A 25,021-nucleotide genomic window follows, 5' to 3' on the forward strand; every position below is an offset into this window, starting at 1 on the left:
CGATTGGTCGGGTTCCGTGTTGCCTTGTGTTCTTCTCTCGCACTGCCTGGAGCATTTGTGCCATGAGTTCTGCCTCTCTTATAAAGACCCCGCCCGAGAAGGTGACGGTCAACGGTTGGGTGTTTTACACCTCTACCGCGTTGATTCTGTTGTTGACCGCCATTCTGATCATCGCCCCGCAAGAGGCCGGCAGATTGTTGGGTATCGCTCAGGCCTGGTTGTCGCGCAGCTTCGGCTGGTACTACATGGTGGTGATCGCCGCCTACCTGGTGTTTGTGGTGGGCCTGGCGTTTTCCTCCTACGGCAAACTCAAACTGGGCAGCAAGGACGATACTCCGGATTTCAGTTACGGCGCCTGGGCGGGGATGTTGTTCTCGTCGGGTATCGGTATTTCGCTGCTGTACTTCGGCGCGTCCGAGCCGCTGGACCATTACTTCAATCCACCGGAAGGCGCAGCGGCCACCAACCTGGCCGCGCGTCAGGCGGTGCAACTGACCTTCCTGCACTGGGGCCTGCACGGCTGGGCGATTTATGCGCTGGTCGGTCTGGCCGTGGCGTACTTCGCTTACCGTCATAACCAGCCATTGGCACTGCGCTCGGCGCTGTATCCACTGGTCGGCGAGCGTTGGGTCAAAGGCGCCGCCGGTCATGCGGTGGACGGCTTCGGCATGTTCGTGACCCTGCTGGGTCTGGTGACCAACCTGGGGATCGGCTCGTTGCAGGTGTCCTCCGGGCTGGAAAACCTGTTCGGCATGGAGCACAGCAACACCAACCTGCTGATCGTGATCATCGTGATGAGCACCGTGGCGACCATCGCTGCCGTGTCCGGTGTGGAAAACGGCATTCGTCGTCTGTCCAACCTGAACATCGTGCTGTTCAGCGGCCTGCTGATTTTTGTCCTGCTGTTCGGCCCGACCCTGCACCTGCTCAACGGCTTCGTGCAGAACATCGGCGACTACCTCAACGGCGTGGTGCTGAAGACCTTCGACCTGTACGTCTATGAAGGCGACAGCGCCAAGTCCGACCGCTGGCTGGGCCTGTGGACCCTGTTCTACTGGGCCTGGTGGATTTCCTGGGCGCCATTCGTCGGCATGTTCATCGCGCGTATTTCCCGTGGTCGTACCGTGCGTGAACTGGTGGCCGGCGTGCTGCTGATTCCGCTGGGCTTCACGTTGGCGTGGCTGTCGATCTTCGGTAACTCGGCACTGGATCTGGTGATGAATCAGGGGGCGGTGGAACTCGGCAAGACGGCGCTGGAACAACCGTCGATGGCGATCTACCAGTTGCTTGAGCACTACCCGGCGTCGAAAGTCGTTATCGGTGTGTCGATCTTCGTTGGTTTCGTGCTGTTCCTGACCCCGGCCGACTCCGGCGCGGTGATGATGGCGAACCTGTCCTGCAAGGGTGGCAACGTCGACGAAGATGCGCCGCACTGGCTGCGGATCTTCTGGTCGGTGGTGATCACGCTGGTGACCATCGGTCTGCTGTTCGCCGGTAACTTCGAAGCCATGCAAACCATGGTGGTGCTGGCCGGTCTGCCGTTCTCGGTGGTGTTGATCTGCTTCATGTTCGGCCTGCACAAGGCGATGCGTCAGGACGTGCAGATCGAACAGGAGCAGGCGCAACTGGCTGAACGCGGTCGTCGTGGTTTCAGCGAGCGTCTGACGCAACTGGACCTGCAACCGAGCCAATCGGTGGTGCAACGCTTCATGGACAAACACGTGACCCCGGCACTGGACGACGCTGCTGCGCAGCTGCGTGCACAGGGTCTGGAAGTGCAGACGCTGCTGGGCAAATCCAAGCGCTGCATGGGCGTGCGCGTCGAGATGGAAGAGGGCAACCCTTTCGTCTACGAAGTGAGCCTGGACGGCTACCTGGCGACCCCGACCGAATCGGCCCAGTCCGATGAAGCGCGCCAGCGTTACTACCGCGCCGAGGTGTATCTGCACAACGGCAGCCAGGATTACGACCTGATGGGCTTCACGCAGGATCAGATCACACGCGATGTGCTCGATCAGTTTGAAAGCCATCGGCAGCTCCTTGGCCGGGTGTACAGCTAAAGTCAAAAGCCCCCTCACCCCAGCCCTCTCCCCAAGGGAGAGGGGGAAAGGGAGCAGATCGGGGGCTTTTCAAAGCCTGAATTCGACTCGATATTTCAGGTCGATGTAGTTTGACCGTTCAACTCGGTCAGTCCCCTCTCCCTCTGGGAGAGGGCTAGGGTGAGGGGCTTTTTCCTGACCCAACAAAAAGGGATCGCTCACTGCGATCCCTTTTTTATCCCACCTGGCGCATTACCCGAGATTCTTGCCCAGCAACGCGTGATACAGCTCGCTGTCGCCAAGAATCCCCACCACATGGTTGTTGTCGTGCAGCACCAGTTTGTTGCCGGTCTGGTAGCGAATCTGCAGCGCGTCACGCATGCCGATGTTCGAGTCCACCAGTGTTGGCTTGCGCTCCAGGCCTTCCACCGCTTGCCCCGGTGCCCAGTTCTGCAGGTTCAGTACCGAACCGTTCTGGCGCGCGCCCTTGATGGTGTTGCCTTCGGCCAGGTCCAGCCACGAATCGCCACCCGGGTCGAGACACACCGAACCGTTGATGCGTTTGCAGTTGTCCAGCGTGCGCATCAGGCTGCGCCCGCACAGAACGTTGAGCGGGTTGGTGTGGGCTACGAAGGTGCGCACATAGTCGTCCGCCGGGTTCAGTACGATCTCTTCCGGCACGCTGTACTGGATGATCCGGCCGTCCTTCATGATCGCGATGCGGCTACCCAGTTTCAGTGCTTCGTCGAGATCGTGACTCACAAACACGATGGTCTTGCTCAGCTTGCGTTGCAGTTCCAGCAGTTCATCCTGCAGACCCTGACGGATCAGCGGGTCGAGTGCCGAGAACGGTTCGTCCATCAGCAGAATGTCGGCGTCCATCGCCAGTGCCCGCGCCAGGCCGACACGCTGCTGCATGCCGCCGGAGAGTTCATCGGGCTTCTTGTTGCGCCATTGAGTCAGGCCGACCAGTTCGAGCTTGTCGTCGACCAGCTTGCGCCGTTCCTTTTCCGGTCGGCCCTGCATTTCCAGACCGAAACTGATGTTCTCGCGCACCGTCAGCCACGGCATCAGGGCGAACTTCTGGAACACCATGGCGATGCGTTTGGTGCGCATCATTTTCAGTTCGGCCGGGGTGCAGGAAGCGATATCGATCTGCTTGCCTTCGTGCTCGACGAACAGCTTGCCGCGACTCACGGTGTTGAGGCCGTTGATGCAGCGCAGCAGGCTCGACTTGCCGGAGCCGGACAGGCCCATCAGTACGCAGATCTCGCCCTTGTTGATGTCCAGGCTGGCCTTTTCCACGCCGACGATCTGCCCGGTCTTTTTCAGGATCTCGTTGCGCGTCATGCCCTGATCCAGCAGCTTGAGTGCCTCGCGTGGATCCTTGGAGAAGATTACGTCGACGTCTTCGAAGCGAATTATGCTCATGCGTCACCCCCTACTTTGGCGTCGGGTTGTTTGCAGATACGGTCGAGCATGATCGCCAGCAGTACGATCGCCAGGCCTGCTTCGAAGCCCAGGGCGATATCAGCAGTGTTCAGTGCGTTGACCACCGGTTTGCCGAGTCCGTCGGCGCCCACCAGTGCCGCGATCACCACCATCGACAGCGACAGCATGATGCACTGGGTGATGCCGGCAGCGATGCTCGGCATGGCGTGAGGCAGTTCGATCCGTGAGAGCAATTGGCGACGCGAGCAGCCGAAGGCTTTGCCGGCGTCCATCAGTTCTTGCGGGACATCGCGGATGCCCAGGTAGGTCAGGCGGATCGGCGCAGCGATGGCGAACACCACCGTGGAGATCAGGCCCGGCACCACACCCAGCCCGAAGAGGGTCAGGGTCGGAATGAGGTAAACGAAGGTCGGTACGGTCTGCATCAGATCGAGTACCGGCCTCATCAAAGTGTAGAACATCGGCTTGTGCGCGGCGACGATGCCCAACGGCACGCCGATGACCACGCAGACCAGGGTCGCGAACATGACCTGGGCGAGGGTTTCCATGGTTTCCTGCCAGTACCCCAGATTGAGGATCAGCAGGAACGAGGCAATCACAAAAACAGTCAGCCCCCATTTGCGCTGGATGAAATGCGCGAGCAGGGCGATGAGGCCGATCAAGACGAAAGGATTGAACCAGGTCAGCGCAAACGTCACGCCGTGGATCATCGTTTCCAGGGTCACGGCGATTGCGTCGAAGGTGCTGGCGCCGTGTTGCGTCAACCATTCGACGAAGCCCGCGATGTACTGGCCTAAAGGGATTTTCTGATCAATCAGCATGGTAGTGAACGTCCGCATGCAAGGAATAAACAGCCCGGGCGAGCGAACTCGCCCGGCGTAAGGCAATTACTGTGCGAGCTTGGCTTTCACGGCTTCCAGGCCAGGTTTACCGTCAATGGTGGTCACGCCAGCGAGCCAGGTATCGAGCACCTGTGGATTCTTTTTCAGCCAGGCCTTGGCGGCCGCTTCAGGCTTCATCTTGTCGTCGAGGATGTTGCCCATCAGCTCGCTTTCCATGTCGACATTGAACTCCAGGTTTTTCAGCAACTGACCGACGTTGCTGCATTCGGTGGAGTAGCCCTTGCGGGTGTTGGTCGCCACGGTGGCGGCACCGAAGTCGGGGCCGAAGAAGTCATCGCCACCGGTCAGGTATTGGATCTTGAAGCGCTTGTTCATCGGGTGCGGCGCCCAGCCGAGGAAGACCACGGCGGTGTCGCGTTTCTGCGCGCGATCAACCTGCGAGAGCATGCCCGCCTCGGACGATTCGACGACCTTGAAACCGGCGTCCTTCAGACCGAAGGCGTTCTTGTCGATCATGCTCTGGATCAGGCGGTTGCCGTCGTTGCCAGGCTCGATGCCGTAGATCTTGCCGTCGAGTTCCTTCTTGAATTTGGCGATGTCGGCGAAGTCATGCAGACCCTTGTCATACAAGGCTTGCGGTACGGCGAGGGTGTACTTGGCGCCCTTGAGGTTGGTGCGCACGGTTTCCACGGTGCCGGCATCGCGGTAGGCCTTGATGTCGTTTTCCATGGTCGGCATCCAGTTACCGAGGAACACGTCCATGTTCTTGCCGTCGGCCAGCGACTTGTAGGTCACCGGCACCGAGATCATGGTGGTCTTGGTCTTGTAGCCGAGGGCGTCGAGCACCACCGAGGTGGTGGCGGTGGTGGCGGTGATGTCGGTCCAGCCGACATCGGAGAAATTCACGGTACTGCACTGCGCCGGTTCTGCGGCTTGAGCCAGTAACGGCAGACTCAGCATGGCGGCCAACAACAACGACGGGGAACCTTTCATGGATGGACTCCTTGGTGTTTTTTTTGGCAGTGTTCCGACTGTGGACCACCGCACTTATAGGTTGCGGTTGGATGGCGTTCTGGAGACAGCTCTACCACGGCGCCTTGCAATCGAGTCATAACGATCATGTACCAGTGAAAATCTGACGCCTACAGGGTGGGTCGTATCCAGTACAGGGATGGTCGCATCCAGTGTCAGTGACGTCGTTTACAGCTTTTTTCTGCCCCGTCTGGCGATCTGAACCGCATAAAAACGGCGAAAACACGGGAGAAAACCGGCACGGCGTTGGTGGGCATGAGTGCGTCGGTGTCAGACGCCGAGCGACCCGGCAAAAGCCTGATGATGCGGGCATTCCGGCGGATCGCAGCTTGAGCGTAGCAGCTCCGCCAGCGGGCGCTTAATGCCCGGGAACGGCATCCTCAGGAGCTCTGCAGCAATGGCTATCAGCGTTTTCGACCTGTTCAAGATCGGCATTGGCCCGTCCAGTTCTCACACCGTCGGGCCGATGCGCGCCGCCGCCCTGTTTGTGCAATCGCTGCGCGACCGGCACCTGCTCGAACAGGTGCGGCGTATGGAAGTGCAACTGTTCGGCTCACTGTCGGCCACCGGCATCGGACACGGCAGCGACAACGCGGTGATCATGGGCCTGATGGGCGAATGGCCGGACGCAATCGACCCGTCGCAGATTGGCCCTCGCATTCAGGCGCTGCGCGAAACTCATACGCTGTTATTGGATGGTCGTCTGTCGGTGCCGTTTGTCTGGGCTCGCGACATGCGCCTGATCGACGAGAACCTGCCGTTCCATCCCAACGCCATGACCCTGGTTGCCGAAGGCGATCACGGCGAGATTCATCGCGACACCTACTATTCGGTCGGTGGCGGTTTTGTCGTGGATCAGGCGCAGGCATCCAGCGGCGTGGTCGATCTGGATCGCACCGAATTGCCTTATGACTTTTCCAGCGCGGTGGAACTGCTGCAGCTGTGCCAAAAGAACAACCTGCGCGTCGCCGAACTGATGATGGCCAACGAAAAGGTCTGGCGCAGCGAAGAGGAAATCCGCGCCGGACTGATGAAGCTGTGGCGGGCGATGCAGGATTGCGTCGAGCAGGGCCTCAAGCACGAAGGCATCCTTCCCGGCGGTCTCAATGTGCGCCGGCGCGCGGCCAAGTTGCATCGCAGCCTGCAGGAGTTGAACAAGCCCAACGTGATCGGCTCGACCCTCAGTGCCATGGAGTGGGTCAATCTGTTTGCCCTCGCGGTCAACGAAGAAAACGCGGCGGGTGGGCGCATGGTCACCGCACCGACCAATGGCGCGGCAGGGATCATTCCGGCGGTGTTGCACTACTTCATGAAGTTCAGCGAAGCGGTCACCGACGCCAACGTGGTCGACTACTTTTTGGGCGCGGCAGCGGTGGGGATTCTGTGCAAGAAGAACGCCTCGATCTCCGGTGCCGAAGTTGGCTGCCAGGGCGAGGTCGGTTCGGCCTGCGCGATGGCGGCGGCGGGGCTGGCGGAGATCCTCGGCGCGACGCCTGAGCAATTGTGCAACGCGGCGGAAATCGGCCTGGAACATAACCTTGGTCTGACCTGCGACCCGGTCGGCGGCCTGGTGCAGGTGCCGTGCATCGAGCGCAATGCGATTGCTGCGGTGAAGGCGATCAACGCGGCGCAGATGGCTTTGCGCGGGGATGGTCAGCACTTCATCTCGCTGGACCGGGTGATCCGCACCATGCGTGATACCGGCGCGGACATGCATGACAAATATAAAGAGACCTCACGGGGTGGTCTGGCGGTCAGCGCCGTTGAGTGCTGACACATTTTTCTGTGGCGAGGGAGCTTGCTCCCGCTCGGCTGCGCAGCAGTCGCAATCAGCTTGGTGCGTTTCAACTGAGGGACCGCGAAGTCTGGTTTTGGGCCTGCTTCGCAGTCCAGCGGGAGCAAGCTCCCTCGCCACAAGAACCTGTAACCCTCCCTGGGAATATGAGCAGACCAGTCAAAACTGCTCACCAAGTGCACACGCTAATCAAATCACGCCACCTTTTAGCGCGTCGCAATCAGACAAGAGCTTTTCCCACTCGCAGTGCGCCATTCGCACCCGCTACCGTCCGTCACCCGTGCTTGCGGTGACACTCTGAAACAACCCCGCGCAAGCCTGTTCCCACAAGTGCTACCGATCTGCTCACAGGCAGCGGGGCAGGGCTCTCAACGCCGCTGATGGCACTTCGAAACACCCTGTGTCCGACGTCTTGAATAGACACGTCGCGACGTCGTTTTCAGGAGTTATTGAACAGCCATTCAATTTTAGGCATGGCAATTGCTCTGTCATAACAAAGCCCGTCTCCCACGCGAGAACGCCGGCAATAACAAGAGCCTCCGCCTGAGGCCATCACCCGCTTTGTGTGAGGAGATACCGCGATGACGTCGTTCAACTCCGGGGCCCAACCCCAGAACCGTGCGCCTCAATCCATCGGCTTTCTGCTGCTGGACAATTTCACGCTGATTTCCCTGGCCTCCGCAGTAGAACCCCTGCGCATGGCCAACCAATTGTCCGGTCGTGAGCTGTATCGCTGGAGCACCCTGACCGTCGATGGCGGCCAGGTGTGGGCCAGTGACGGTCTGCAAATCACCCCCGACGCCTCCATGCACAAAGCCCCGCCCCTGGACACCGTGATCGTCTGCGGCGGCATTGGTATTCAACGCACCGTGACCCGTGAACACGTGTCATGGCTGCAGAGCCAGGCGCGTCAGTCCAAGCGTCTCGGTGCGGTGTGCACCGGCAGTTGGGCTTTGGCCTGCGCCGGGCTGCTCGACGGTTTCGATTGCAGCGTGCACTGGGAATGTCTGGCGGCGATGCAGGAAGCGTTTCCGCGCGTGGCCATGAGCACGCGCCTGTTTACCCTCGACCGTAACCGTTTCACTAGCTCCGGCGGCACCGCGCCATTGGACATGATGCTGCACCTGATCAGCCGCGATCACGGCCGTGAACTGTCCGCCGCGATCTCGGAAATGTTCGTCTACGAACGCATCCGCAACGAGCAGGATCATCAGCGTGTGCCGCTCAAGCACATGCTCGGCACCAACCAGCCGAAGCTGCAGGAAATCGTTGCGCTGATGGAGGCCAACCTCGAAGAGCCGATCGACCTCGATGAACTGGCGGTGTACGTCGCCGTGTCGCGTCGACAGCTGGAGCGGCTGTTCCAGAAATACCTGCACTGCTCGCCGTCGCGCTACTACCTCAAGCTGCGCCTGATCCGCGCGCGGCAGCTGCTCAAGCAGACGCCGATGTCGATCATCGAAGTCGCGTCGGTGTGTGGTTTCGTCTCGACGCCGCACTTCTCCAAGTGCTACCGCGAATACTTCGGCATTCCGCCGCGTGACGAACGCGTAGGCTCCAACACCACCCAGCAAGTGGCGATGCTGCCGCTGCCGCAGGCGATCGTGATGTCGCCGCTGTCTGGGCCGATGTCGGCGTTGAGTCAGGCGCGTAATGAGTCGACGTTTGCCAGCGTAAGGCTGTAGACCGGACAGTTTTTGTGGCGAGGGAGCTTGCTCCCGCTCGGGCGCGAAGCGCTCGTTAAACCTGCGAATGCGATTTATCTGGAACAGTGCATCTGCCGGTTTGGGGCCGCTTCGCGGCCCAGCGGGAGCAAGCTCCCTCGCCACAGTTACTTGTCAGGCGCTGTGGCTTTGCTGGTAATCCGCCAACGCCGGCAACAACTGCTTGTCGATCGCCTGGCGCACCGCAGGCTGGATACTGGCGCCGCTGGTGTACATGTCCTTGACCATCTTGCGCAGTTCAAACGCGCGAACATTGTCCAGACCACGTACCGCACACTCGCAGGCCTGCTCCGCTGTGGAGCCGCTCGGCACCTGAAACCCCAATGCCTTGAGCTGGCCCAACAGGTCTTCCTGATCGATCAAATCGGCGTACATCATGGCGCGCATCCTTCTTCGGTAACGGAGGTCGTGGCTCGATTCTGGTAGGCATGCGGAGGGACGGCAAGGGCGATTTGTCGCAGTGGCTGCGACGGCTATGAACAGGTCGTTTTCGGCTAACTGACCGCCCTGGGGAGTGGGCACACTGGACTCAGCTCGCTACACGACGGTTTGGTCACCCTCGACTGGCAGCTCCTCAACAGTACCCTCTGCCCCGATCCTGTCACGGCTTGTATCGGGGCTTTTTTTGGTTTCATGAAAGTCAAAAGATCGCAGCCTGCGGCAGCTCCTACAGTTGAAATGCGATCCCCTGTAGGAGCTGCCGAAGGCTGCGATCTTTTCTAGCGTTGCAACACCAGAATCCGCGACAACAACTCATCCCGGTCGATGTAGCAGCCCTGAAAATGCCGCGCCCCGCTGGCAGGATCAAATGCGTTGCGCGCATGTAGCGTGCGGCGATTATCGAAGCACCACAGCTCGCCCGGATTGAGTCGCTGCATCAGCCGAAACCGTGGCTCGCGGGTCATCGCAATCAAGCGTCGATAGGCGCGATACAGCAGCGGCATCTGCTCCACCGACGTATCGAATGCGCCGCGCAGAAAATTCGCCATGCGCATCTCCGCAACCCGGCCCAACGCGTCCAGCGCAATGATCGGCGCCAGGTAGCGATAGTCGCTGTGGCGATCCTTGTTGCGAAACTCTACGGGGATCTCGCACAGCGCCTGAAACAGCTCCGGTGCTTCCTGACGCAACGCGTCGGCAATCGCAAAACCGTCGACAAAAATACTCTCGCCACCCTCGGCATCATTCACCAGGCAATGTAGAAACTGCAGCCCCGGTTGCAGCTCGCGAGTCGGCAAGTCCGTGTGCAGCGGCAGGTTGAAAGCGGTGTAGGCGTTGCTGTCGGCATCGGCCTTGGACTGCACGTTGAACAGCACGCCGAAGTTGCTCTCGCGGATGAACGAAATGCGCTGGGCGATCAGCTTCAGTGAGCCGGGTTCGGTGGGGACGCCGCGCACCTGAGTCAGGCCGATGTCGCGCACCGCGACCAACCATTGCAGCAGCGCGCCGTTGTCGTTCATCAGCGCTGAATATTCGAATACCGGTAGCTGCAGATTGCTGCGCCACAGATAGGGCTGGGGTTTGGCGGCCAGACGTTCGGCGCGTGATTCGTCGTCATAGGCGTGGGCGCGCAGCCAGCCCGGATCGAAGCGACTGTGATGGCCGTCCTGCCAGTCGATCTGCAGACAGCCGTCGCTGTCGATGTGCGCGTTGGCGGGGGCCAGATCCGGCGCAGCATCGACGATCTCGAATACCTGCTCACGGGTGACGTTGTAGACGCATTGCGGGCACGGACAGTTGTCCCGCAACCAGACATGATGAAACGGGCTGATGCGGCCATCGGCCCAGGAAATCGATACGCGATCCGTCAGGTTCTGCACGCCGCTCAGCGCGCTGATCAACGGATAAGTACGGAAATCGGCAACAGCGGCAGCGGTGTGCATGGCGGTTCCTTGCGTGGGAGGAATTAACGGGCGGGTGGCAGGGCGATGACACGGCCGATGTAAGCCGGGGCGGGCAGATCGACTTGCTCGGCGACGATGGCTTGCAGACGGCTCAGGGTATCGGCGGTGAACGGTGCCGAGCGCGGGCCGGCGAGGTCGACGTGCAGTAGCATCTGCTCGTTGCCGGCCAGTTCCTGGTCGTCGCCGGCCCGGTGCAGGCTGTGATAGAGGTGCAGGCGTTTGCTGTCATGGCCGATGATCTGCGTGCGCACTTCGACCTCGGCGTCGAGCTTCACTTCGTGCAGATAATTCAGATGCAGTTCGAGGGTGAACAGCGAGTGGCCGCTGGCTTCGCGGTTGTTGCTGTCCATACCGAGACGGTCCATCAGGGCGTCGGTGGCGTAGCTGAAGATCAACAGGTAGAAGGCGTCGCGCAGGTGGCCGTTGTAGTCGACCCAGTCGGGGATGATGGTGGTTTGGTAGGTGGTGAGGGTGGGCATGATGTTGGTTCCGGCAGTTGAAGGGTCATCAAGATCAAAAGCCACCCCTCACCCCAGCCCTCTCCCCATAGGGGAGAGGGGGAAAGGGAGCAGATCGGGGGCTTTTCAAAGCCTGTGTTCGGCTCGGTATTTCAAGTCGGTGTAACTCGCCCATTCACCTCGGTCAGTCCCCTCTCCCCCCGGGAGAGGGTTAGGGTGAGGGCAGCAGTTTCAAGCCAGACACATCACTCGCTGAAACTCATCCCGTGCTTTTCCTTGGTGGTCTTCACCGCCTCCAGCACCGCCAGCAGGCAGTCATCACGATAGCGCTCCAGCGCCGCAATGCTGTGGCGACCGAGCTGATCGGTGGTGCCATCGACCACATCGTCAATCAGCTTGTCAGTCAGCTCCGGTGCCGGCAGATACGTCCACGGCAACTGCAACGCCGGGCCGAACTGCGACATGAAATGACGCATCCCGGCATCGCCACCGGCGAGGGTGTACGTCAGGAAGGTGCCCATGAACGACCAGCGCAAACCAGCGCCAAAACGGATCGCGTCGTCGATCTCGCCAGTAGTCGCCACGCCGTCGTTGACCAGATGCAACGCCTCACGCCAAAGCGCTTCGAGCAGACGGTCAGCGATGAATCCCGGCACTTCCTTGCGCACATGCAGCGGGCGCATGCCGAGGGATTCGTAGACTTTCATCGCCGCTTGCACGGCCTCGGGCGCGGTGTTCTTGCCGCCGACCACTTCCACCAGCGGCAGCAGGTAGACCGGGTTGAACGGGTGACCGACCACGCAGCGTTCAGGGTGGGTCGAGCTCTCGTAGAACTCGCTCGGCAACAGGCCGGAAGTGCTCGATCCGATCAAGGCATCAGGCTTGGCCGCTGCGCTGATTTTGCTGTGCAGATCGAGTTTCAGCTCGAGGCGTTCCGGGGCACTTTCCTGAATGAAATCGGCATCGCGCACGCATTCTTCGATGGTCGCGACAAAGCGCAAACGATCCTGCGAGGCGCCGGGCGCCAGACCGTTTTTCTCCAGCGCAGCCCAGGCATTGGCCACGCGTTTGCGCAGCGCATCTTCAGCGCCGGGCGCCGGGTCCCAGGCCACCACGTCGAGGCCATGGGCGAGGGCACGCGCGACCCAGCCGCTGCCGATGACACCGCTGCCGAGGGCGGCGAAGGTTTTGATGTTGGTGATAAAGCTCATGGGAACTCCCTGAAAAAGGTGTTTCCTGTAGGAGCTGCCGCAGGCTGCGATCTTTTGATTCTGATTGTTTGAAGCAAGATCAAAAGATCGCAGCCTTCGGCAGCTCCTACAGGTGAAATTTGGGGGGGCAGTCAGGGCCCCATTTTTTTTGCTGAGGGTCAGCCGCGCTGGGTCAGGCCCATCTTCTTGCGGCCTTCAGCCGGGGTCAGCACCCGGGCGCCGAGGCGGCTGAGGATCTCGGTGGCGCGTTCGACCAGTTGGCCGTTGGTCGCCAGCACACCCTTGTCCAGCCACAGGTTGTCTTCCAGGCCGACCCGCACGTTGCCGCCGAGCAGCACCGCTTGCGCGGCCATCGGCATCTGCATGCGGCCGATGCCGAACCCGGCCCACACCGCATCGGCGGGCAGGTTGTCGACCATGGCTTTCATGGTGGTGGTGTCGGCGGGGGCGCCCCACGGGATGCCCAGGCATAGCTGGAACAGCGGGTTGTCGAGCAGGCCTTCCTTGATCATCTGCTTGGCGAACCACAGGTGACCGGTGTCGAAAATTTCCAGCTCGGCCTTCACCCCCAGCTCGGTGATGCGCTTGGCGCCGGCGCGCAGTTGCGCCGGGGTCGAGACGTAAATGGTGTCGCCGTCGCCGAAGTTCAGCGTGCCGCAATCGAGGGTGCAGATTTCCGGCAGCAGTTCTTCAACGTGGGCCAGACGAGTCAGCGGGCCGACCAGGTCGGTGTTCGGGCCGAACTCCATCGGGTGCTCGCCGGCACCGATTTCCAGGTCGCCGCCCATCCCGGCGGTGAGGTTGACGATGATGTCGACGTCCGCCTCGCGGATGCGTTCCATCACTTCGCGGTACAGCGCCACGTCACGGCTGAACTTGCCGGTCTGCGGGTCGCGCACGTGGCAGTGGACGACGGTGGCGCCGGCCTTGGCCGCTTCCACCGCAGCCGCTGCAATCTGTTTCGGGGTGACCGGCACGTGGGGGCTTTTGGCGGTCGTGTCGCCAGCACCGGTGAGTGCGCAGGTGATGATGACGTCGTGGTTCATGGTGCGGTTTCCTTCAGGCGTGATGGGTCTGTCCGCAGCCCTTTGCGGGGCTGCGAAGCGTTGATTCGGGGTGATTTATTTGCTGGTCAGCTGCAGGTTTTCAGCGGCCGGTTTGCCGTCGAAGGTGGTCACACCGTCAAGCCAGCGCTGCTTGTCTTCGGGGTGATCCTTGAGCCATTGCTTGGCCGACTCGAAGGCGTCCTTGTGATCGAGCAGCGGTTGCATCATCCGGCTCTCGTCTTCGGCGGTGAACGTCAGGTTGCTCAGCAGGCGGCCGATGTTCGGGCACTGTTCGGCGTACTTCGGCGCGGTGACGGTCCATACCGTGGCCATGCCTTCGTTCGGGCCGAGGGCGTCTTCGCTGCCGGTGAGGTAAGTCATCTTGACATTGACGTTCATCGGGTGCGGCGCCCAGCCGAAGAACACCACGGCTTCCTTTCGGCGCACGGCGCGGTCGACGGCGGCGAGCATTCCGGCTTCGCTGGACTCGACCAGCTGGAATTTGCCGAGGCCGAACTGGTTCTTGGCGATCATCGCCTTGATCTGTGTATTGGCGCCCGAACCCGGTTCGATGCCGTAGATCTTGCCGCCCAGTTCCTTCTCGAACTTGGCGATGTCGGCGAAGGTTTTCAGGCCCTTGTCCGCCAGATAGGTCGGCACGGCCAAAGTCGCGCGGGCGTCCTTCAGGCTCGGCGCCGGCAGGACCTTGACCTGATTGGCGTCGACGAACGGGGTGATGGTCTGGGTCATCAGCGGGTTCCAGTAACCGAGGAACAGATCCAGCCGCTGATCGCGGATCCCGGCGAAGATGATCTGCTGGGACGCGCTGGTTTGTTTGGTGCTGTAGCCGAGGCCGTCGAGCAGGACCTGGGTCATGGCACTGGTGGCGATCACGTCGGTCCAGTTGACCACGCCCATGCGCACGTTCTGGCACGAGGCGGGTTCGGCCGCCATGACGCTGGCGCTCAGGAAAGCGGTACCGCTGAGTGCAAGAACACAGCTGCTGATCAGTCGTTTCATGTCGGGTTCCTCGGCAGGTCGTTATTGTGAGTTCCGGCATCTGGCGTGCCGGTGATGCAAAGTTACGCAGCAACGGCCCCGTGAAAGCGCACTGCGGCGACTGGCATTTGCACTGTAGCGACCTGTGCGCTTGAACGCTGATGACAATCGGCGTATCAACGTTCCACGCTACCCGCTAACCGAGTGCGCACATGTCCCAGGATTTCTACTTTCTGCTGATGCCGGGGTTTTCCGCCATCGGCTTTATCTCCGCGATCGAACCGCTGCGGGTGGCCAACCGCTTTCGTGGCGAGCTGTACCGCTGGCACGTGCTCAGCGCCGATGGCGGGGCGGTGCTGGCGAGCAATGGCATGTCGGTCAACGCCGACGCGGCGCTGGAGCCGCTGAAGAAAGGCGCGACGCTGTTGGTGGTGGCCGGGTTCGAACCGCTGAAGTTCGCCACGCCAACTCTTGAGCACTGGCTGCGCCGGCTGGACAACGAAGGCGTGACCCTCGGTGCCATCGACACCGGCAGTTTCGTCCTCGCTGAAGCCGGCCTGCTCGACGGCCATCGCCTGACCCTGCACTGGGAAGCCATCGATGCGTTCAAGGAATCTTATCCACAGCTCAGCGTGACTCAGGAACTGTTCGAGATCGACCGTCGGCGCATCACCTCGGCGGGTGGCACGGCATCTATCGATTTGATGCTCGACCTGATCGCCCAGGCCCATGGTCCGCAACTGGCGATTCAGGTCAGCGAGCAGTTTGTGCTGGGGCGGATTCGTCCGCGCAAGGACCACCAGCGCATGGAAGTCGCCACGCGCTACGGCATCAGCAACAAGAAGCTGGTGCAGGTGATTGGCGAGATGGAACAACACAGCGAACCACCGCTGACCACGCTGCAACTGGCGGAATCGATCAAGGTGACGCGGCGGCAACTGGAGCGCTTGTTTCGGCTGCACCTGAATGACACGCCGAGCAATTTCTATCTGCGCCTGCGCCTGGAAAAGGCCCGGCAGCTGTTGCGCCAGACCGACATGAGCGTGCTCGAAGTGAGCATCGCCTGCGGCTTTGAATCACCGTCGTATTTCACCCGCAGCTACCGCGCGAAGTTCGCCCGCTGTCCCCGTGAGGACCGGCGTACCGCACAGGCCTGAAATCAAAAGATCGCAGCCTTCGGCAGCTCCTACATTGGAATGCATTTCCCTGTAGGAGCTGCCGAAGGCTGCGATCCTTTGATCTTACTTCTTCACCAACGCCGAACACGCCGCTTTATACGCCTCATGCTGATACTTGTTCAGCGTCCCCGGCAGCTCGAAATTGTGCTTCTTGGCCTGCGCATTGATGGTCTGCGGCGACAACAACGTCACCTCACACCCGTCCAGTAACTGAAACACACCCTCGATCTTGAACGTGGTCGGCCCACCGGCAAACTCACCCTTCTTGCTGCGCTTCTTGATCACAATCCGGTCAATCGAATGCTCGCGCACAAACGAAGCGACCTGCGCCGCGAAGCGTTTGACGTTGGCCGCCTCGTCATCATCGTCGAGGGCGATTTTCTTGGTGCTCAGTGCAACGTGGCTCAAGGCCGAACCGTCGAGGGAGGCCACGGCGAAGATCGCTTCGCTGCCTTTGATTTCGATGCCGCAGATGTTCATGAATATACCCGCTGGAGTAAATTAGTTTTGTCTTGTTACATGTGAAGAATGCGCTTCTGGCAAGGTGGCTCGTGCATTATTAGACGTAAAGTTTTCGCTGGATTCAATTGCTGGCAAGCTTGTTTAGCTCAATCCTCAGCATTGTAGGTATGTTTGGCACGTCTTCTTCGTTAGCTGAAATTTTTATAACGGGAATGCCAAGAAGCTTGGCTTTTTTTAATTCCCATAATACCCAGTTTGACTTAGATACGGATTCCGATGATATAAGAATCAGAATGTCTGATTTCAGTAGGTTGTTTTCTACGTGGGCTTGTTTGTTTTCTGCTGTGTTATGGATGAGATCGATATAAGGTTCGCCGAACTCAGACACAATGGTTTCGATGCATCTAAGTAGTGATGGTCGGATTAAATGATCACGAGTAGTATAACTAATAAAGATTTTCATGTCGGAAATTTGAAGTAGGATAGAAGGCTGAGTAACTGGTCTTGAAATGTTAAACAAATCCAGCCGCCAAAGCTTATTGCTATGAAAATAAGATATAAAGACATTGAGGGGTTGAATGCAGATTGAAGCCAAATTGGTTTTGATTCTCCATTTGGATAGTTGAATATCTTATTTCGGTTTGCGATTCTTTTGATTCGCAGGCTCATCGCCATTCTAGTAGATTTTTGATAGTAATATGATGTAAAGTCTGCAATCCAAAAACCTAGGCAAATTACAGTTATTACTAGAAAGTAAGTGCTAAGTGAAGTGGCGGGGGTTAATTTTGTGAGTAAGGTTAAAGCTATGCCTATAAGTCCAATACAAAGTTTTTTTAGTTCAAAACAACTCTTGCTGATTTGCAGCGTTGCCTCGTGAAGCTGCTCTACGGTAGCCCAGTCGAGTTCGTCCTCGCAGGAGCGCGTGTAGTCATTATTCTGCATTTCGGTATTAACGCTCTTCTTACGAAAGATTTTTTGATATATAGATCTCAAACTTTGCATTCTAATATGCCTGCTTTTTAATTTTTGCTGTTCGTAATCTATAAATTGAGATAACTATTCCTGTCCAATCGACTCCAAAAACTCCGACCGTTCGTCACTCATCCGCGCCACACAGTCATTCTGCGCAATCTTGAATGCCTTGCTGCCTTCGGTGGCCGGGAACGCTTCTACCGCGCAATCGGCGTCGCGGGTTTTCAGCCATTGTTGCTGGGCGGTTTTGAGTTTGGCGGTGATGTCGGCCAGTTGCGCGGCGTTTTTGCCGTAGGTGGCCTGCATGCGTTCGTTGAGGCTGGCGTAGTTGTCCTTGAGCAGGTCTTCGGCGGTGGTGCGGCTGTAGGTCGAGCATTCCAGGGTCTGGACGTCGTTTTCCACCGCGTCGCACGGGTTGTTGTCGGTGTCTTCGGCGGCGTGTACGCCGGTCGCCATCAGTGCCAAAGCCAGGAAGATCGATTTCATGGTTGTCGCCGCTCTAATCCAGTGGTGTATCCAAGATGCGCCAGATTCTGGCTCAAGCTGGCGAGCTTGAACAGGTAGCTGATCGGAGCGCCTGGCGACCCTTTGTCGCGGATTGACGCTTTCGGCAATTCCCCTGTCGTTTTTGCACCCGGTCGCCCCGGCACCGAGGCATATGCTGGCCCCAAAGCGCCGGCAGACGATTCGGCGCATGAATCGCCAATAAGGGGACGCCTGATGAGCCCAGCCGAATTACACGCCGACAGCATCGTTATCGACGGTCTGATCATTGCCAAATGGAACCGCGAGCTGTTCGAAGACATGCGCAAGGGCGGTCTGACGGCGGCCAACTGCACCGTGTCGGTGTGGGAAGGCTTTCAGGCGACCGTGAACAATATTGCCGCCAGCCAGAAGCTGATCCGCGAAAACAGCGACCTGGTGATGCCGGTGCGCACCACCGCCGACATCCGTCGCGCCAAGGAGCAGGGCAAGACCGGCATCCTCTTTGGCTTCCAGAATGCCCACGCGTTTGAAGACCAGATCGGCTATGTCGAGGTGTTCAAGCAGCTCGGCGTCGGCATCGTGCAGATGTGCTACAACACCCAGAATCTGGTCGGCACCGGTTGCTACGAACGTGACGGCGGCCTGTCGGGCTTCGGCCGCGAAATCGTCGCCGAGATGAACCGCGTCGGCGTCATGTGCGACCTGTCCCACGTCGGTTCCAAGACGTCCGAAGAAGTCATCCTCGAATCGAAAAAACCGGTCTGCTATTCCCATTGCCTGCCGTCGGGTCTGAAAGAGCACCCGCGCAACAAGTCCGATGCTGAACTGAAGTTCATTGCCGACCATGGCGGTTTTGTCGGCGTGACCATGTTCGCGCCGTTCCTCGCCAAGGGCATCGATTCGACCATCGACGATTACGCCGAAGCCATCGAATACACCATGAACATCGTCGGCGAAGACGCCATCGGCATTGGCACCGACTTCACCCAGGGTCACGGCCAGGACTTCTTCGAATACCTGACCCACGACAAGGGCTACGCCCGTCGTCTGACCAGCTTCGGCAAGATCATCAACCCGCTGGGCATCCGCACCGTCGGCGAGTTCCCGAACCTGACCGAAACCCTGCTCAAGCGCGGCCATTCCGAGCGGGTTGTGCGCAAGATCATGGGCGAAAACTGGGTCAATGTCCTCAAGGACGTCTGGGGCGAATAAGCCACCGCACTTCTGAATCCTTTCCCCCGGCCGTCCGTGCCGGGGGCAACAAACCGAATTTTTTGGAGTTAAGTTTCCATGGCCAAGATCGCCCCGCAATTGCCAATCGAAGTCGACAGCGAAACCGGTGTCTGGACCTCCGACGCCCTGCCGATGCTCTACGTGCCACGCCACTTTTTCGTCAATAACCACATGGGCATCGAGGAAGTGCTGGGCGCCGACGCCTATGCCGAGATTCTCTACAAGGCCGGCTACAAGTCCGCTTGGCACTGGTGCGAAAAAGAAGCCGAATGCCACGGCCTGGAAGGCGTCGCGGTGTTCGAGCACTACATGAAACGTCTGTCGCAACGCGGCTGGGGCCTGTTCAAGATTCAGGACATCGACCTCGACAAAGGCACCGCCAGCGTCAAGCTCGAACACTCGGCGTTCGTCTATGTGTACGGCAAGGTCGGGCGCAAGGTCGATTACATGTTCACCGGCTGGTTTGCCGGGGCTATGGATCAGATTCTTGAGGCGCGCGGCAGCAAGATTCGCACCGTTGCCGAGCAAGTCTACGGTGGCTCCGAAGAAGGCCACGACGACGGCCTGTTCACCGTCAAACCTAAACAATAAGCAAATCGTTGAAAAAACGTAGCGAGCGAAGGCCAGGCAAGGCGAAGTCAGGCGAGAAAGCGGAGTTGACTTTAGTCAATGAGCATTTCGAGTCTGACTTCAACGCAGCATGGTCGAGCGCAGTAGTTTTTTAACGATTTGAGGAGACCGCCATGGCTTTCGAAGCTATGTTCCAGCCGATCCAAATCGGCAAACTGACCATCCGCAACCGCGTGCTCAGCACCGCGCACGCCGAGGTCTACGCGACTGACGGTGGCATGACCACCGAGCGCTACGTCAAATACTATGAAGAGAAAGCCAAGGGCGGGATCGGCCTGGCGATCTGCGGCGGTTCGTCGGTGGTCGCCATCGACAGTCCGCAGCAATGGTGGAGTTCGGTGAACCTGTCCACCGACCGGATCATTCCGCACTTCCAGAACCTGGCCGACGCCATGCACAAGCACGGCGCCAAGATCATGATCCAGATTACCCACATGGGCCGTCGCTCCCGTTGGGATGGTTTCCACTGGCCGACCCTGATGTCGCCGTCCGGCATCCGTGAGCCGGTGCACCGCGCGACCTGCAAGACCATCGAGCCGGAAGAGATCTGGCGGGTGATCGGCAACTACGCGCAAGCCGCGCGCCGCGCCAAGGCCGGTGGCCTGGACGGCGTCGAGCTGTCGGCCGTGCACCAGCACATGATCGACCAGTTCTGGAGCCCGCGCGTCAACAAGCGGACTGACGAATGGGGCGGCAGCTTCGAAGGCCGGATGAAGTTCGGTCTGGAAGTGCTGAAAGCCGTGCGCGCCGAGGTCGGTGACGACTTCTGCGTGGGCATGCGTATCTGCGGTGACGAGTTCCACCCGGATGGTCTGTCGCACGAGGACATGAAGCAAATCGCCAAGTATTACGACGACACCGGCATGCTCGATTTCATCGGCGTCGTTGGCTCGGGATGCGACACCCATAACACCCTGGCCAACGTGATTCCGAACATGAGCTATCCGCCGGAGCCGTTCCTGCACCTGGCGGCCGGGATCAAGGAAGTGGTCAAGGTGCCGGTGCTGCACGCGCAGAACATCAAGGACCCGAACCAGGCCACGCGCATCCTCGAGGGGGGTTACGTCGACATGGTCGGCATGACCCGCGCGCACATCGCCGACCCGCACCTGATCGCCAAGATCAAGATGGGTCAGGTCGACCAGATCAAACAGTGCGTCGGCGCCAACTATTGCATCGACCGTCAGTACCAGGGTCTGGACGTGCTGTGCATCCAGAACGCCGCGACCTCCCGTGAATACATGGGCGTGCCGCATATCATCGAGAAATCCACCGGGCCGAAACGCAAAGTGGTGGTGGTCGGTGCCGGCCCTGCCGGGATGGAAGCAGCCCGTGTGGCGGCCGAACGGGGCCACGACGTGACCCTGTTCGAGAAGAAGGAATTCATCGGCGGGCAGATCACCACCGCGTCGAAAGCGCCGCAGCGTGACCAGATCGCCGGCATCACCCGCTGGTTCCAGCTGGAGCTGGCGCGGCTGAAAGTCGACCTGCGTCTGGGCACTGCTGCAGATGCCGACACCATCATGGACCTGCGTCCAGACGTGGTAGTGCTGGCAGTCGGTGGGCATCCATTCCTTGAGCAGAACGAACACTGGGGCGCCGCCGAAGGCTTGGTGGTCAGCAGCTGGGACGTGCTCGACGGCAAGGTCGCGCCGGGCAAGAACGTGCTGGTCTACGACACCATTTGCGAGTTCACCGGGATGTCGGTCGCCGACTTCCTCGCCGACAAGGGCAGCCAGGTCGAGATCGTCACCGACGACATCAAGCCGGGCGTGGCCATCGGCGGTACGTCATTCCCGACCTACTACCGCAGCATGTACCCGAAAGAAGTGATCATGACCGGCGACATGATGCTGGAGAAGGTCTACCGCGAAGGCGACAAACTGGTCGCGGTGCTGGAGAACGAATACACCGGCGCCAAAGAGGAGCGGGTGGTCGATCAGGTGGTGGTGGAAAACGGCGTGCGGCCGGACGAGGAAATCTACTACTCACTCAAAGAAGGTTCGCGCAACAAGGGCCAGATCGACGTGGAAGCGCTGTTCGCGATCCAGCCGCAACCTTCGCTGAGCAGCACCGGCGACGGCTACTTGCTGTTCCGCATCGGCGACTGCGTGGCGCAGCGCAATACCCACGCTGCGATCTACGACGCCCTGCGGCTCTGCAAGGATTTCTAACGGCATGACCACCATCACCTGTGGCGAGGGAGCTTGCTCCCGCTGGGCTGCGAAGCGGCCCCAAAACCTGTAGTCGCGGTGTATCAGGCATATACCGGCGACTGTATTGGGAGTGCTGCGCACTCCAGCGGGAGCAAGCTCCCTCGCCACAAGTAGGTGCGTTGTTCTCAGCAGCGCGCAAATGACCCCGAGGTCTTTGGGAGCTTCACCATGTTGAACACCCTTCTTCCAATCCTGTTGTTCGCAGCCCTGGCCCTTGCGGTGCTGGGCGCGTTGCGGCGGGTGGCCATGTGGCGTCGGGGCCGGCCCTCGAAGGTCGATCTGCTCGGCGGCCTGTTCGCCATGCCCAAGCGCTACATGGTCGACTTGCACCACGTGGTGGCGCGGGACAAATACATCGCCAACACCCACGTCGCCACGGCCGGCGGTGCGGTGGCGTCGATCGTGCTGGCGATTCTGGTGCACGGTTTCGGCCTGCATAACCGCATCCTCGGCTACGCGCTGCTGCTGATGACGGCGGTGATGTTCGTCGGTGCGATCTTCGTTTACCGGCGCCGGCTCAACCCTCCGGCACGGTTGTCGAAAGGCCCGTGGATGCGCCTGCCGAAAAGCCTGTTGGCGTTCTCGGCCTCGTTCTTTCTGGTGACCCTGCCGGTGGCCGGCATCCTTCCTGAGAACTTCGGCGGCTGGTTGCTCGCGGCGATTCTCGGGCTCGGCGTTTTGTGGGGCGTGTCGGAATTGTTCTTCGGCATGACCTGGGGCGGGCCGATGAAACACGCCTTCGCCGGTGCCCTGCACCTGGCCTGGCACCGTCGCGCCGAGCGCTTTGGCGGCGGTCGTTCCACCGGTTTGAAACCGCTGGATCTGAATGATCCATCGGCACCGCTAGGCGTGGAAAAACCCAAGGATTTCACCTGGAATCAGCTGCTCGGTTTCGACGCCTGCGTGCAGTGCGGCAAGTGCGAAGCGGCGTGCCCGGCCTTCGCCGCCGGCCAGCCGCTGAACCCGAAAAAGCTGATTCAGGACATGGTCGTCGGCCTCGCCGGCGGTACTGACGCGAAGTTTGCCGGTAGTCCGTATCCGGGCAAGCCAATCGGTGAGCACAGTGGCAATCCGCATCAACCGATCGTCAATGGTCTGGTCGATGCCGAAACCCTGTGGTCGTGCACCACCTGCCGTGCCTGCGTCGAGGAGTGCCCGATGATGATCGAGCACGTCGATGCCATCGTCGACATGCGCCGCCATCTGACGCTGGAAAAAGGCGCGACCCCGAACAAGGGTGCCGAGGTCCTGGAAAACCTGATCGCCACTGACAACCCCGGCGGTTTCGCTCCGGGCGGGCGGATGAACTGGGCGGCGGATCTGAACCTCACTCTGCTTAGCGAAAAGAAATCCACCGACGTGCTGTTCTGGGTCGGCGACGGTGCCTTCGACATGCGCAACCAGCGCACCCTGCGCGCGTTCGTCAAAGTGCTGAAAGCCGCGAAGGTCGACTTCGCGGTGCTCGGCCTCGAAGAACGTGACAGCGGTGATGTGGCCCGGCGTTTAGGCGACGAAGCGACCTTCCAGCTGCTCGCCAAACGCAATATCCAGACCCTGGCCAAATACAGCTTCAACCGCATCGTCACCTGCGATCCGCACAGCTTCCATGTGCTGAAAAACGAGTACGGCGCGTTCGACGGCAACTACCTGGTGCAGCACCACAGCACCTACATGGCGGAAATCATTCAGGCCGGTGCGCTGAACCTCGGTCAGCACAAAGGCAACAGCGTGACCTACCACGACCCGTGCTACCTCGGCCGCTACAACGGCGAATACGAGGCGCCGCGTGAAGTGCTGCGCGCCCTCGGCATCGAGGTCAAAGAGATGCAACGTTCCGGCTTCCGTTCGCGCTGCTGCGGCGGCGGTGGCGGGGCGCCGATCACCGACATTCCGGGCAAACAGCGGATTCCCGACATGCGCATGGACGACATCCGCGAGACCGGCGCCGAGCTGGTGGCCGTGGGTTGTCCACAGTGCACGGCGATGCTCGAAGGCGTGGTCGAACCGCGTCCGCTGATCAAGGACATCGCCGAACTGGTGGCCGACGCGCTGCTCGAAGATGCCGCGCCGAACAAGCCAGCCGCCCCGGCCAAACGTGAACCTGCGGAGGCCCACTGATGAGCGACATTATCCGCCGCGACCCGCGCGCCGAATGGATTGCGCGTAACCGTCTGCATCCGCTGCACGCGGCGATGCAACCGGCGCAACACAGCTGGATGGGACCCAACGGGATCATTCGCAAGAACCTGCACGGCATCGGCTTCATCGGCCCCAACGGCATCAAGCGTATCGACCGCAGCGGCGCGCAACAGGGCGGGGCGGTCAAACGCTCGGCCACGGTTGAAGTGCAGTTGCCGCTGCATCAGGTACCGGCCCCGGCGTTCTACATCAGCGTGGTGCCGGACATGGTCGGCGGTCGCCTGAGCAGCCACGACCGCGACTTGCTCGGTCTGGCTCATCAACTGGCCGGCAACGACGGCGCGGTGCTGGCTGTGGTGTTTGGCGAACACAAAGAGAACGCCTTCGCTACGGCCGGCGTCGATCGCTTGCTGGTACTGGAGGGCGACCAATTCAGCGGTTATGCACCGGAGCAACGGGTGCAGGGCCTGCGGGCTGTGGATAACCAGTTCAACCCACGCCACTGGCTGCTGCCGGACAGCCGCAGCGGTGGCGGTGAACTCGGTCGACGGTTTGCCGCGGCACTGGGCGAGCGCCCGGCGACGCGGGTGTGGCAGGTCAAGGATCAGGAGTGCATCGGTCGCGCCGGTGCCGGGTTGCAGGATCTGGCCCGCCCGGTGGCGCGTTTGATTCTGGCGTCTGCCGAATGTGCGGAACCGGTCAGCGAAACCCGTCACGAAGCGCTGCCGGTTGAGTTATCCACACCTGTCGCGCGCAGCCTGTCGCGGATTGAGGATCTGGGTGCGGTGGCGGTGGATCCGGCAGCAATTCCGATGGCCGAAGCCGAGTTCATCTTCTCCGGTGGCAACGGGGTCAAGGATTGGGAGCTTTTCCACAGGACCGCCGCCGCCCTCGGCGCCACCGAAGGCGCCTCGCGGGTGGCGGTGGACGATGGCTTCATGGCGCGTGATCGGCAGGTCGGCGCGTCCGGCACCTGGGTCACCGCACGGGTTTATGTGGCTGTGGGTATCTCCGGGGCGATCCAGCACCTGCAAGGCATCGGTGCCTGCGACAAGGTGGTGGCGATCAACCTCGATCCGGGTTGCGACATGATCAAGCGTGCCGACCTGTCGGTGATCGGCGAGAGCGCGGAAATTCTTCAGGCGTTGATCGCGGCGGTAGCGGCTTACCGCAACGAAGCCAAGCGCGATGCGGCTTAAGGAA

Annotated in this window: 21 protein-coding genes; 9 read left to right on the plus strand and 12 right to left on the minus strand. The window is 60.4% G+C overall.

Translation table 11 applies throughout. The annotated features are described in order from the left end of the window. Positions 1 to 62 precede the first annotated feature (62 nt). Entirely contained in the window at positions 63 to 2,060 is a 1,998-nt protein-coding gene (gene betT / locus ACU680_RS16415) for a choline BCCT transporter BetT (RefSeq protein WP_448179981.1), read from the plus strand. A gap of 231 nt (positions 2,061 to 2,291) precedes the next feature. Here the strand turns inward: betT and choV are convergent, their stop codons facing one another. The 3 genes from choV to ACU680_RS16430 all read right to left on the minus strand — a co-directional run bounded on the left by choV (position 2,292) and on the right by ACU680_RS16430 (position 5,326). Continuing rightward, positions 2,292 to 3,470: a choline ABC transporter ATP-binding protein gene (gene choV, locus ACU680_RS16420; RefSeq protein WP_025108532.1), complete on the minus strand. Its 1,179-nt coding sequence runs from the start codon at positions 3,468 to 3,470 to the stop codon at positions 2,292 to 2,294. Further along, positions 3,467 to 4,312 (minus strand): choline ABC transporter permease subunit, encoded by an 846-nt coding sequence (choW, locus tag ACU680_RS16425; protein WP_007962645.1) that lies wholly within the window; start codon positions 4,310 to 4,312, stop codon positions 3,467 to 3,469. The genes choV and choW overlap by 4 nt, the downstream gene beginning before the upstream one ends. Before the next feature lie 66 nt (positions 4,313 to 4,378). After that, a complete protein-coding gene (locus tag ACU680_RS16430; RefSeq protein ID WP_007962644.1) occupies positions 4,379 to 5,326 on the minus strand; it encodes a choline ABC transporter substrate-binding protein in 948 nt (315 codons plus the stop codon). Between the two features lie 436 nt (positions 5,327 to 5,762). Here ACU680_RS16430 and ACU680_RS16435 point away from each other — a divergent pair, with 436 nt between their 5' ends. Beyond that, positions 5,763 to 7,139: an L-serine ammonia-lyase gene (locus ACU680_RS16435; RefSeq protein ID WP_448179982.1), complete on the plus strand. Its 1,377-nt coding sequence runs from the start codon at positions 5,763 to 5,765 to the stop codon at positions 7,137 to 7,139. 602 nt (positions 7,140 to 7,741) lie between these two features. Beyond that, entirely contained in the window at positions 7,742 to 8,845 is a 1,104-nt protein-coding gene (gene gbdR, locus ACU680_RS16440) for a choline metabolism transcriptional regulator GbdR (protein WP_007949927.1), read from the plus strand. 153 nt (positions 8,846 to 8,998) lie between these two features. Here gbdR and ACU680_RS16445 read toward each other — a convergent pair whose 3' ends face one another. From ACU680_RS16445 to ACU680_RS16470, 6 genes are all read right to left on the minus strand, one after another. Beyond that, positions 8,999 to 9,262, minus strand: a complete 264-nt coding sequence (locus tag ACU680_RS16445; RefSeq protein ID WP_007962640.1) for a hypothetical protein — start codon at positions 9,260 to 9,262, stop codon at positions 8,999 to 9,001. 341 nt (positions 9,263 to 9,603) lie between these two features. Continuing rightward, positions 9,604 to 10,767 carry a gamma-butyrobetaine dioxygenase gene (locus ACU680_RS16450; RefSeq protein WP_448179983.1) on the minus strand — a complete coding sequence of 388 codons (1,164 nt, stop codon included), beginning with the start codon at positions 10,765 to 10,767 and terminating at the stop codon, positions 9,604 to 9,606. Positions 10,768 to 10,790: 23 nt separating this feature from the next. Beyond that, positions 10,791 to 11,267 (minus strand): thioesterase family protein, encoded by a 477-nt coding sequence (locus tag ACU680_RS16455; RefSeq protein ID WP_448179984.1) that lies wholly within the window; start codon positions 11,265 to 11,267, stop codon positions 10,791 to 10,793. Between the two features lie 224 nt (positions 11,268 to 11,491). After that, positions 11,492 to 12,457 carry an L-carnitine dehydrogenase gene (locus ACU680_RS16460; protein WP_448179985.1) on the minus strand — a complete coding sequence of 322 codons (966 nt, stop codon included), beginning with the start codon at positions 12,455 to 12,457 and terminating at the stop codon, positions 11,492 to 11,494. Between the two features lie 158 nt (positions 12,458 to 12,615). Beyond that, the gene (cdhC, locus tag ACU680_RS16465; RefSeq protein WP_007962632.1) at positions 12,616 to 13,503 is read right to left on the minus strand and encodes a 3-dehydrocarnitine:acetyl-CoA trimethylamine transferase CdhC; all 888 of its coding nucleotides are present in this window, start codon (positions 13,501 to 13,503) and stop codon (positions 12,616 to 12,618) included. A 75-nt stretch (positions 13,504 to 13,578) separates the two neighbouring features. Further along, complete coding sequence (locus ACU680_RS16470; RefSeq protein ID WP_338800194.1) at positions 13,579 to 14,523, minus strand: choline ABC transporter substrate-binding protein; 945 nt, start codon at positions 14,521 to 14,523, stop codon at positions 13,579 to 13,581. Between the two features lie 191 nt (positions 14,524 to 14,714). On the opposite strand from ACU680_RS16470, the gene ACU680_RS16475 reads away from it, so the two are divergent. Next, positions 14,715 to 15,659 (plus strand): GlxA family transcriptional regulator, encoded by a 945-nt coding sequence (locus ACU680_RS16475; RefSeq protein ID WP_025108540.1) that lies wholly within the window; start codon positions 14,715 to 14,717, stop codon positions 15,657 to 15,659. An 84-nt stretch (positions 15,660 to 15,743) separates the two neighbouring features. Here ACU680_RS16475 and ACU680_RS16480 read toward each other — a convergent pair whose 3' ends face one another. From ACU680_RS16480 to ACU680_RS16490, 3 genes are all read right to left on the minus strand, one after another. Next, the gene (locus ACU680_RS16480) at positions 15,744 to 16,160 is read right to left on the minus strand and encodes a DUF3010 family protein (RefSeq protein WP_448179986.1); all 417 of its coding nucleotides are present in this window, start codon (positions 16,158 to 16,160) and stop codon (positions 15,744 to 15,746) included. A gap of 103 nt (positions 16,161 to 16,263) precedes the next feature. Continuing rightward, entirely contained in the window at positions 16,264 to 16,530 is a 267-nt protein-coding gene (locus tag ACU680_RS16485) for a TIR domain-containing protein (protein ID WP_448179987.1), read from the minus strand. A 668-nt stretch (positions 16,531 to 17,198) separates the two neighbouring features. Beyond that, positions 17,199 to 17,600 carry a lysozyme inhibitor LprI family protein gene (locus tag ACU680_RS16490; RefSeq protein ID WP_367086023.1) on the minus strand — a complete coding sequence of 134 codons (402 nt, stop codon included), beginning with the start codon at positions 17,598 to 17,600 and terminating at the stop codon, positions 17,199 to 17,201. Between the two features lie 234 nt (positions 17,601 to 17,834). Between ACU680_RS16490 and ACU680_RS16495 the strand changes: the two genes are divergently transcribed. The 5 genes from ACU680_RS16495 to etfA all read left to right on the plus strand — a co-directional run bounded on the left by ACU680_RS16495 (position 17,835) and on the right by etfA (position 25,017). Beyond that, positions 17,835 to 18,812, plus strand: a complete 978-nt coding sequence (locus tag ACU680_RS16495; RefSeq protein WP_007962626.1) for a dipeptidase — start codon at positions 17,835 to 17,837, stop codon at positions 18,810 to 18,812. A 78-nt stretch (positions 18,813 to 18,890) separates the two neighbouring features. Next, positions 18,891 to 19,424 (plus strand): DUF5943 domain-containing protein, encoded by a 534-nt coding sequence (locus ACU680_RS16500; RefSeq protein WP_448179988.1) that lies wholly within the window; start codon positions 18,891 to 18,893, stop codon positions 19,422 to 19,424. 152 nt (positions 19,425 to 19,576) lie between these two features. After that, complete coding sequence (gene dgcA / locus ACU680_RS16505) at positions 19,577 to 21,637, plus strand: dimethylglycine demethylation protein DgcA (protein ID WP_448179989.1); 2,061 nt, start codon at positions 19,577 to 19,579, stop codon at positions 21,635 to 21,637. A gap of 210 nt (positions 21,638 to 21,847) precedes the next feature. After that, the gene (gene dgcB / locus ACU680_RS16510; RefSeq protein ID WP_448179990.1) at positions 21,848 to 23,797 is read left to right on the plus strand and encodes a dimethylglycine demethylation protein DgcB; all 1,950 of its coding nucleotides are present in this window, start codon (positions 21,848 to 21,850) and stop codon (positions 23,795 to 23,797) included. Further along, positions 23,797 to 25,017: an electron transfer flavoprotein subunit alpha gene (gene etfA / locus ACU680_RS16515; protein ID WP_448179991.1), complete on the plus strand. Its 1,221-nt coding sequence runs from the start codon at positions 23,797 to 23,799 to the stop codon at positions 25,015 to 25,017. Before dgcB ends, etfA begins: the two co-directional genes overlap by 1 nt. Positions 25,018 to 25,021 lie beyond the last annotated feature (4 nt).

The sequence above is a fragment of the Pseudomonas sp. LF020 genome (assembly GCF_053456425.1).

What these genes read in the sequence shown, in the direction of transcription:
- ACU680_RS16475 (WP_025108540.1), top strand. Translation starts at nt 14,715, where the DNA reads ATGTCCCAGGATTTCTACTTTCTGCTGATGCCGGGGTTTTCCGCCATC.
- etfA (WP_448179991.1), top strand. Translation starts at nt 23,797, where the DNA reads ATGAGCGACATTATCCGCCGCGACCCGCGCGCCGAATGGATTGCGCGT.
- cdhC (WP_007962632.1), bottom strand. Translation starts at nt 13,503, where the DNA reads ATGAACCACGACGTCATCATCACCTGCGCACTCACCGGTGCTGGCGAC.
- ACU680_RS16455 (WP_448179984.1), bottom strand. Translation starts at nt 11,267, where the DNA reads ATGCCCACCCTCACCACCTACCAAACCACCATCATCCCCGACTGGGTC.
- ACU680_RS16470 (WP_338800194.1), bottom strand. Translation starts at nt 14,523, where the DNA reads ATGAAACGACTGATCAGCAGCTGTGTTCTTGCACTCAGCGGTACCGCT.
- choW (WP_007962645.1), bottom strand. Translation starts at nt 4,312, where the DNA reads ATGCTGATTGATCAGAAAATCCCTTTAGGCCAGTACATCGCGGGCTTC.
- ACU680_RS16430 (WP_007962644.1), bottom strand. Translation starts at nt 5,326, where the DNA reads ATGAAAGGTTCCCCGTCGTTGTTGTTGGCCGCCATGCTGAGTCTGCCG.
- ACU680_RS16480 (WP_448179986.1), bottom strand. Translation starts at nt 16,160, where the DNA reads ATGAACATCTGCGGCATCGAAATCAAAGGCAGCGAAGCGATCTTCGCC.
- dgcA (WP_448179989.1), top strand. Translation starts at nt 19,577, where the DNA reads ATGGCTTTCGAAGCTATGTTCCAGCCGATCCAAATCGGCAAACTGACC.
- gbdR (WP_007949927.1), top strand. Translation starts at nt 7,742, where the DNA reads ATGACGTCGTTCAACTCCGGGGCCCAACCCCAGAACCGTGCGCCTCAA.
- ACU680_RS16460 (WP_448179985.1), bottom strand. Translation starts at nt 12,457, where the DNA reads ATGAGCTTTATCACCAACATCAAAACCTTCGCCGCCCTCGGCAGCGGT.
- dgcB (WP_448179990.1), top strand. Translation starts at nt 21,848, where the DNA reads ATGTTGAACACCCTTCTTCCAATCCTGTTGTTCGCAGCCCTGGCCCTT.
- choV (WP_025108532.1), bottom strand. Translation starts at nt 3,470, where the DNA reads ATGAGCATAATTCGCTTCGAAGACGTCGACGTAATCTTCTCCAAGGAT.
- ACU680_RS16500 (WP_448179988.1), top strand. Translation starts at nt 18,891, where the DNA reads ATGGCCAAGATCGCCCCGCAATTGCCAATCGAAGTCGACAGCGAAACC.
- ACU680_RS16445 (WP_007962640.1), bottom strand. Translation starts at nt 9,262, where the DNA reads ATGATGTACGCCGATTTGATCGATCAGGAAGACCTGTTGGGCCAGCTC.
- ACU680_RS16495 (WP_007962626.1), top strand. Translation starts at nt 17,835, where the DNA reads ATGAGCCCAGCCGAATTACACGCCGACAGCATCGTTATCGACGGTCTG.
- ACU680_RS16490 (WP_367086023.1), bottom strand. Translation starts at nt 17,600, where the DNA reads ATGAAATCGATCTTCCTGGCTTTGGCACTGATGGCGACCGGCGTACAC.
- ACU680_RS16450 (WP_448179983.1), bottom strand. Translation starts at nt 10,767, where the DNA reads ATGCACACCGCTGCCGCTGTTGCCGATTTCCGTACTTATCCGTTGATC.
- betT (WP_448179981.1), top strand. Translation starts at nt 63, where the DNA reads ATGAGTTCTGCCTCTCTTATAAAGACCCCGCCCGAGAAGGTGACGGTC.
- ACU680_RS16435 (WP_448179982.1), top strand. Translation starts at nt 5,763, where the DNA reads ATGGCTATCAGCGTTTTCGACCTGTTCAAGATCGGCATTGGCCCGTCC.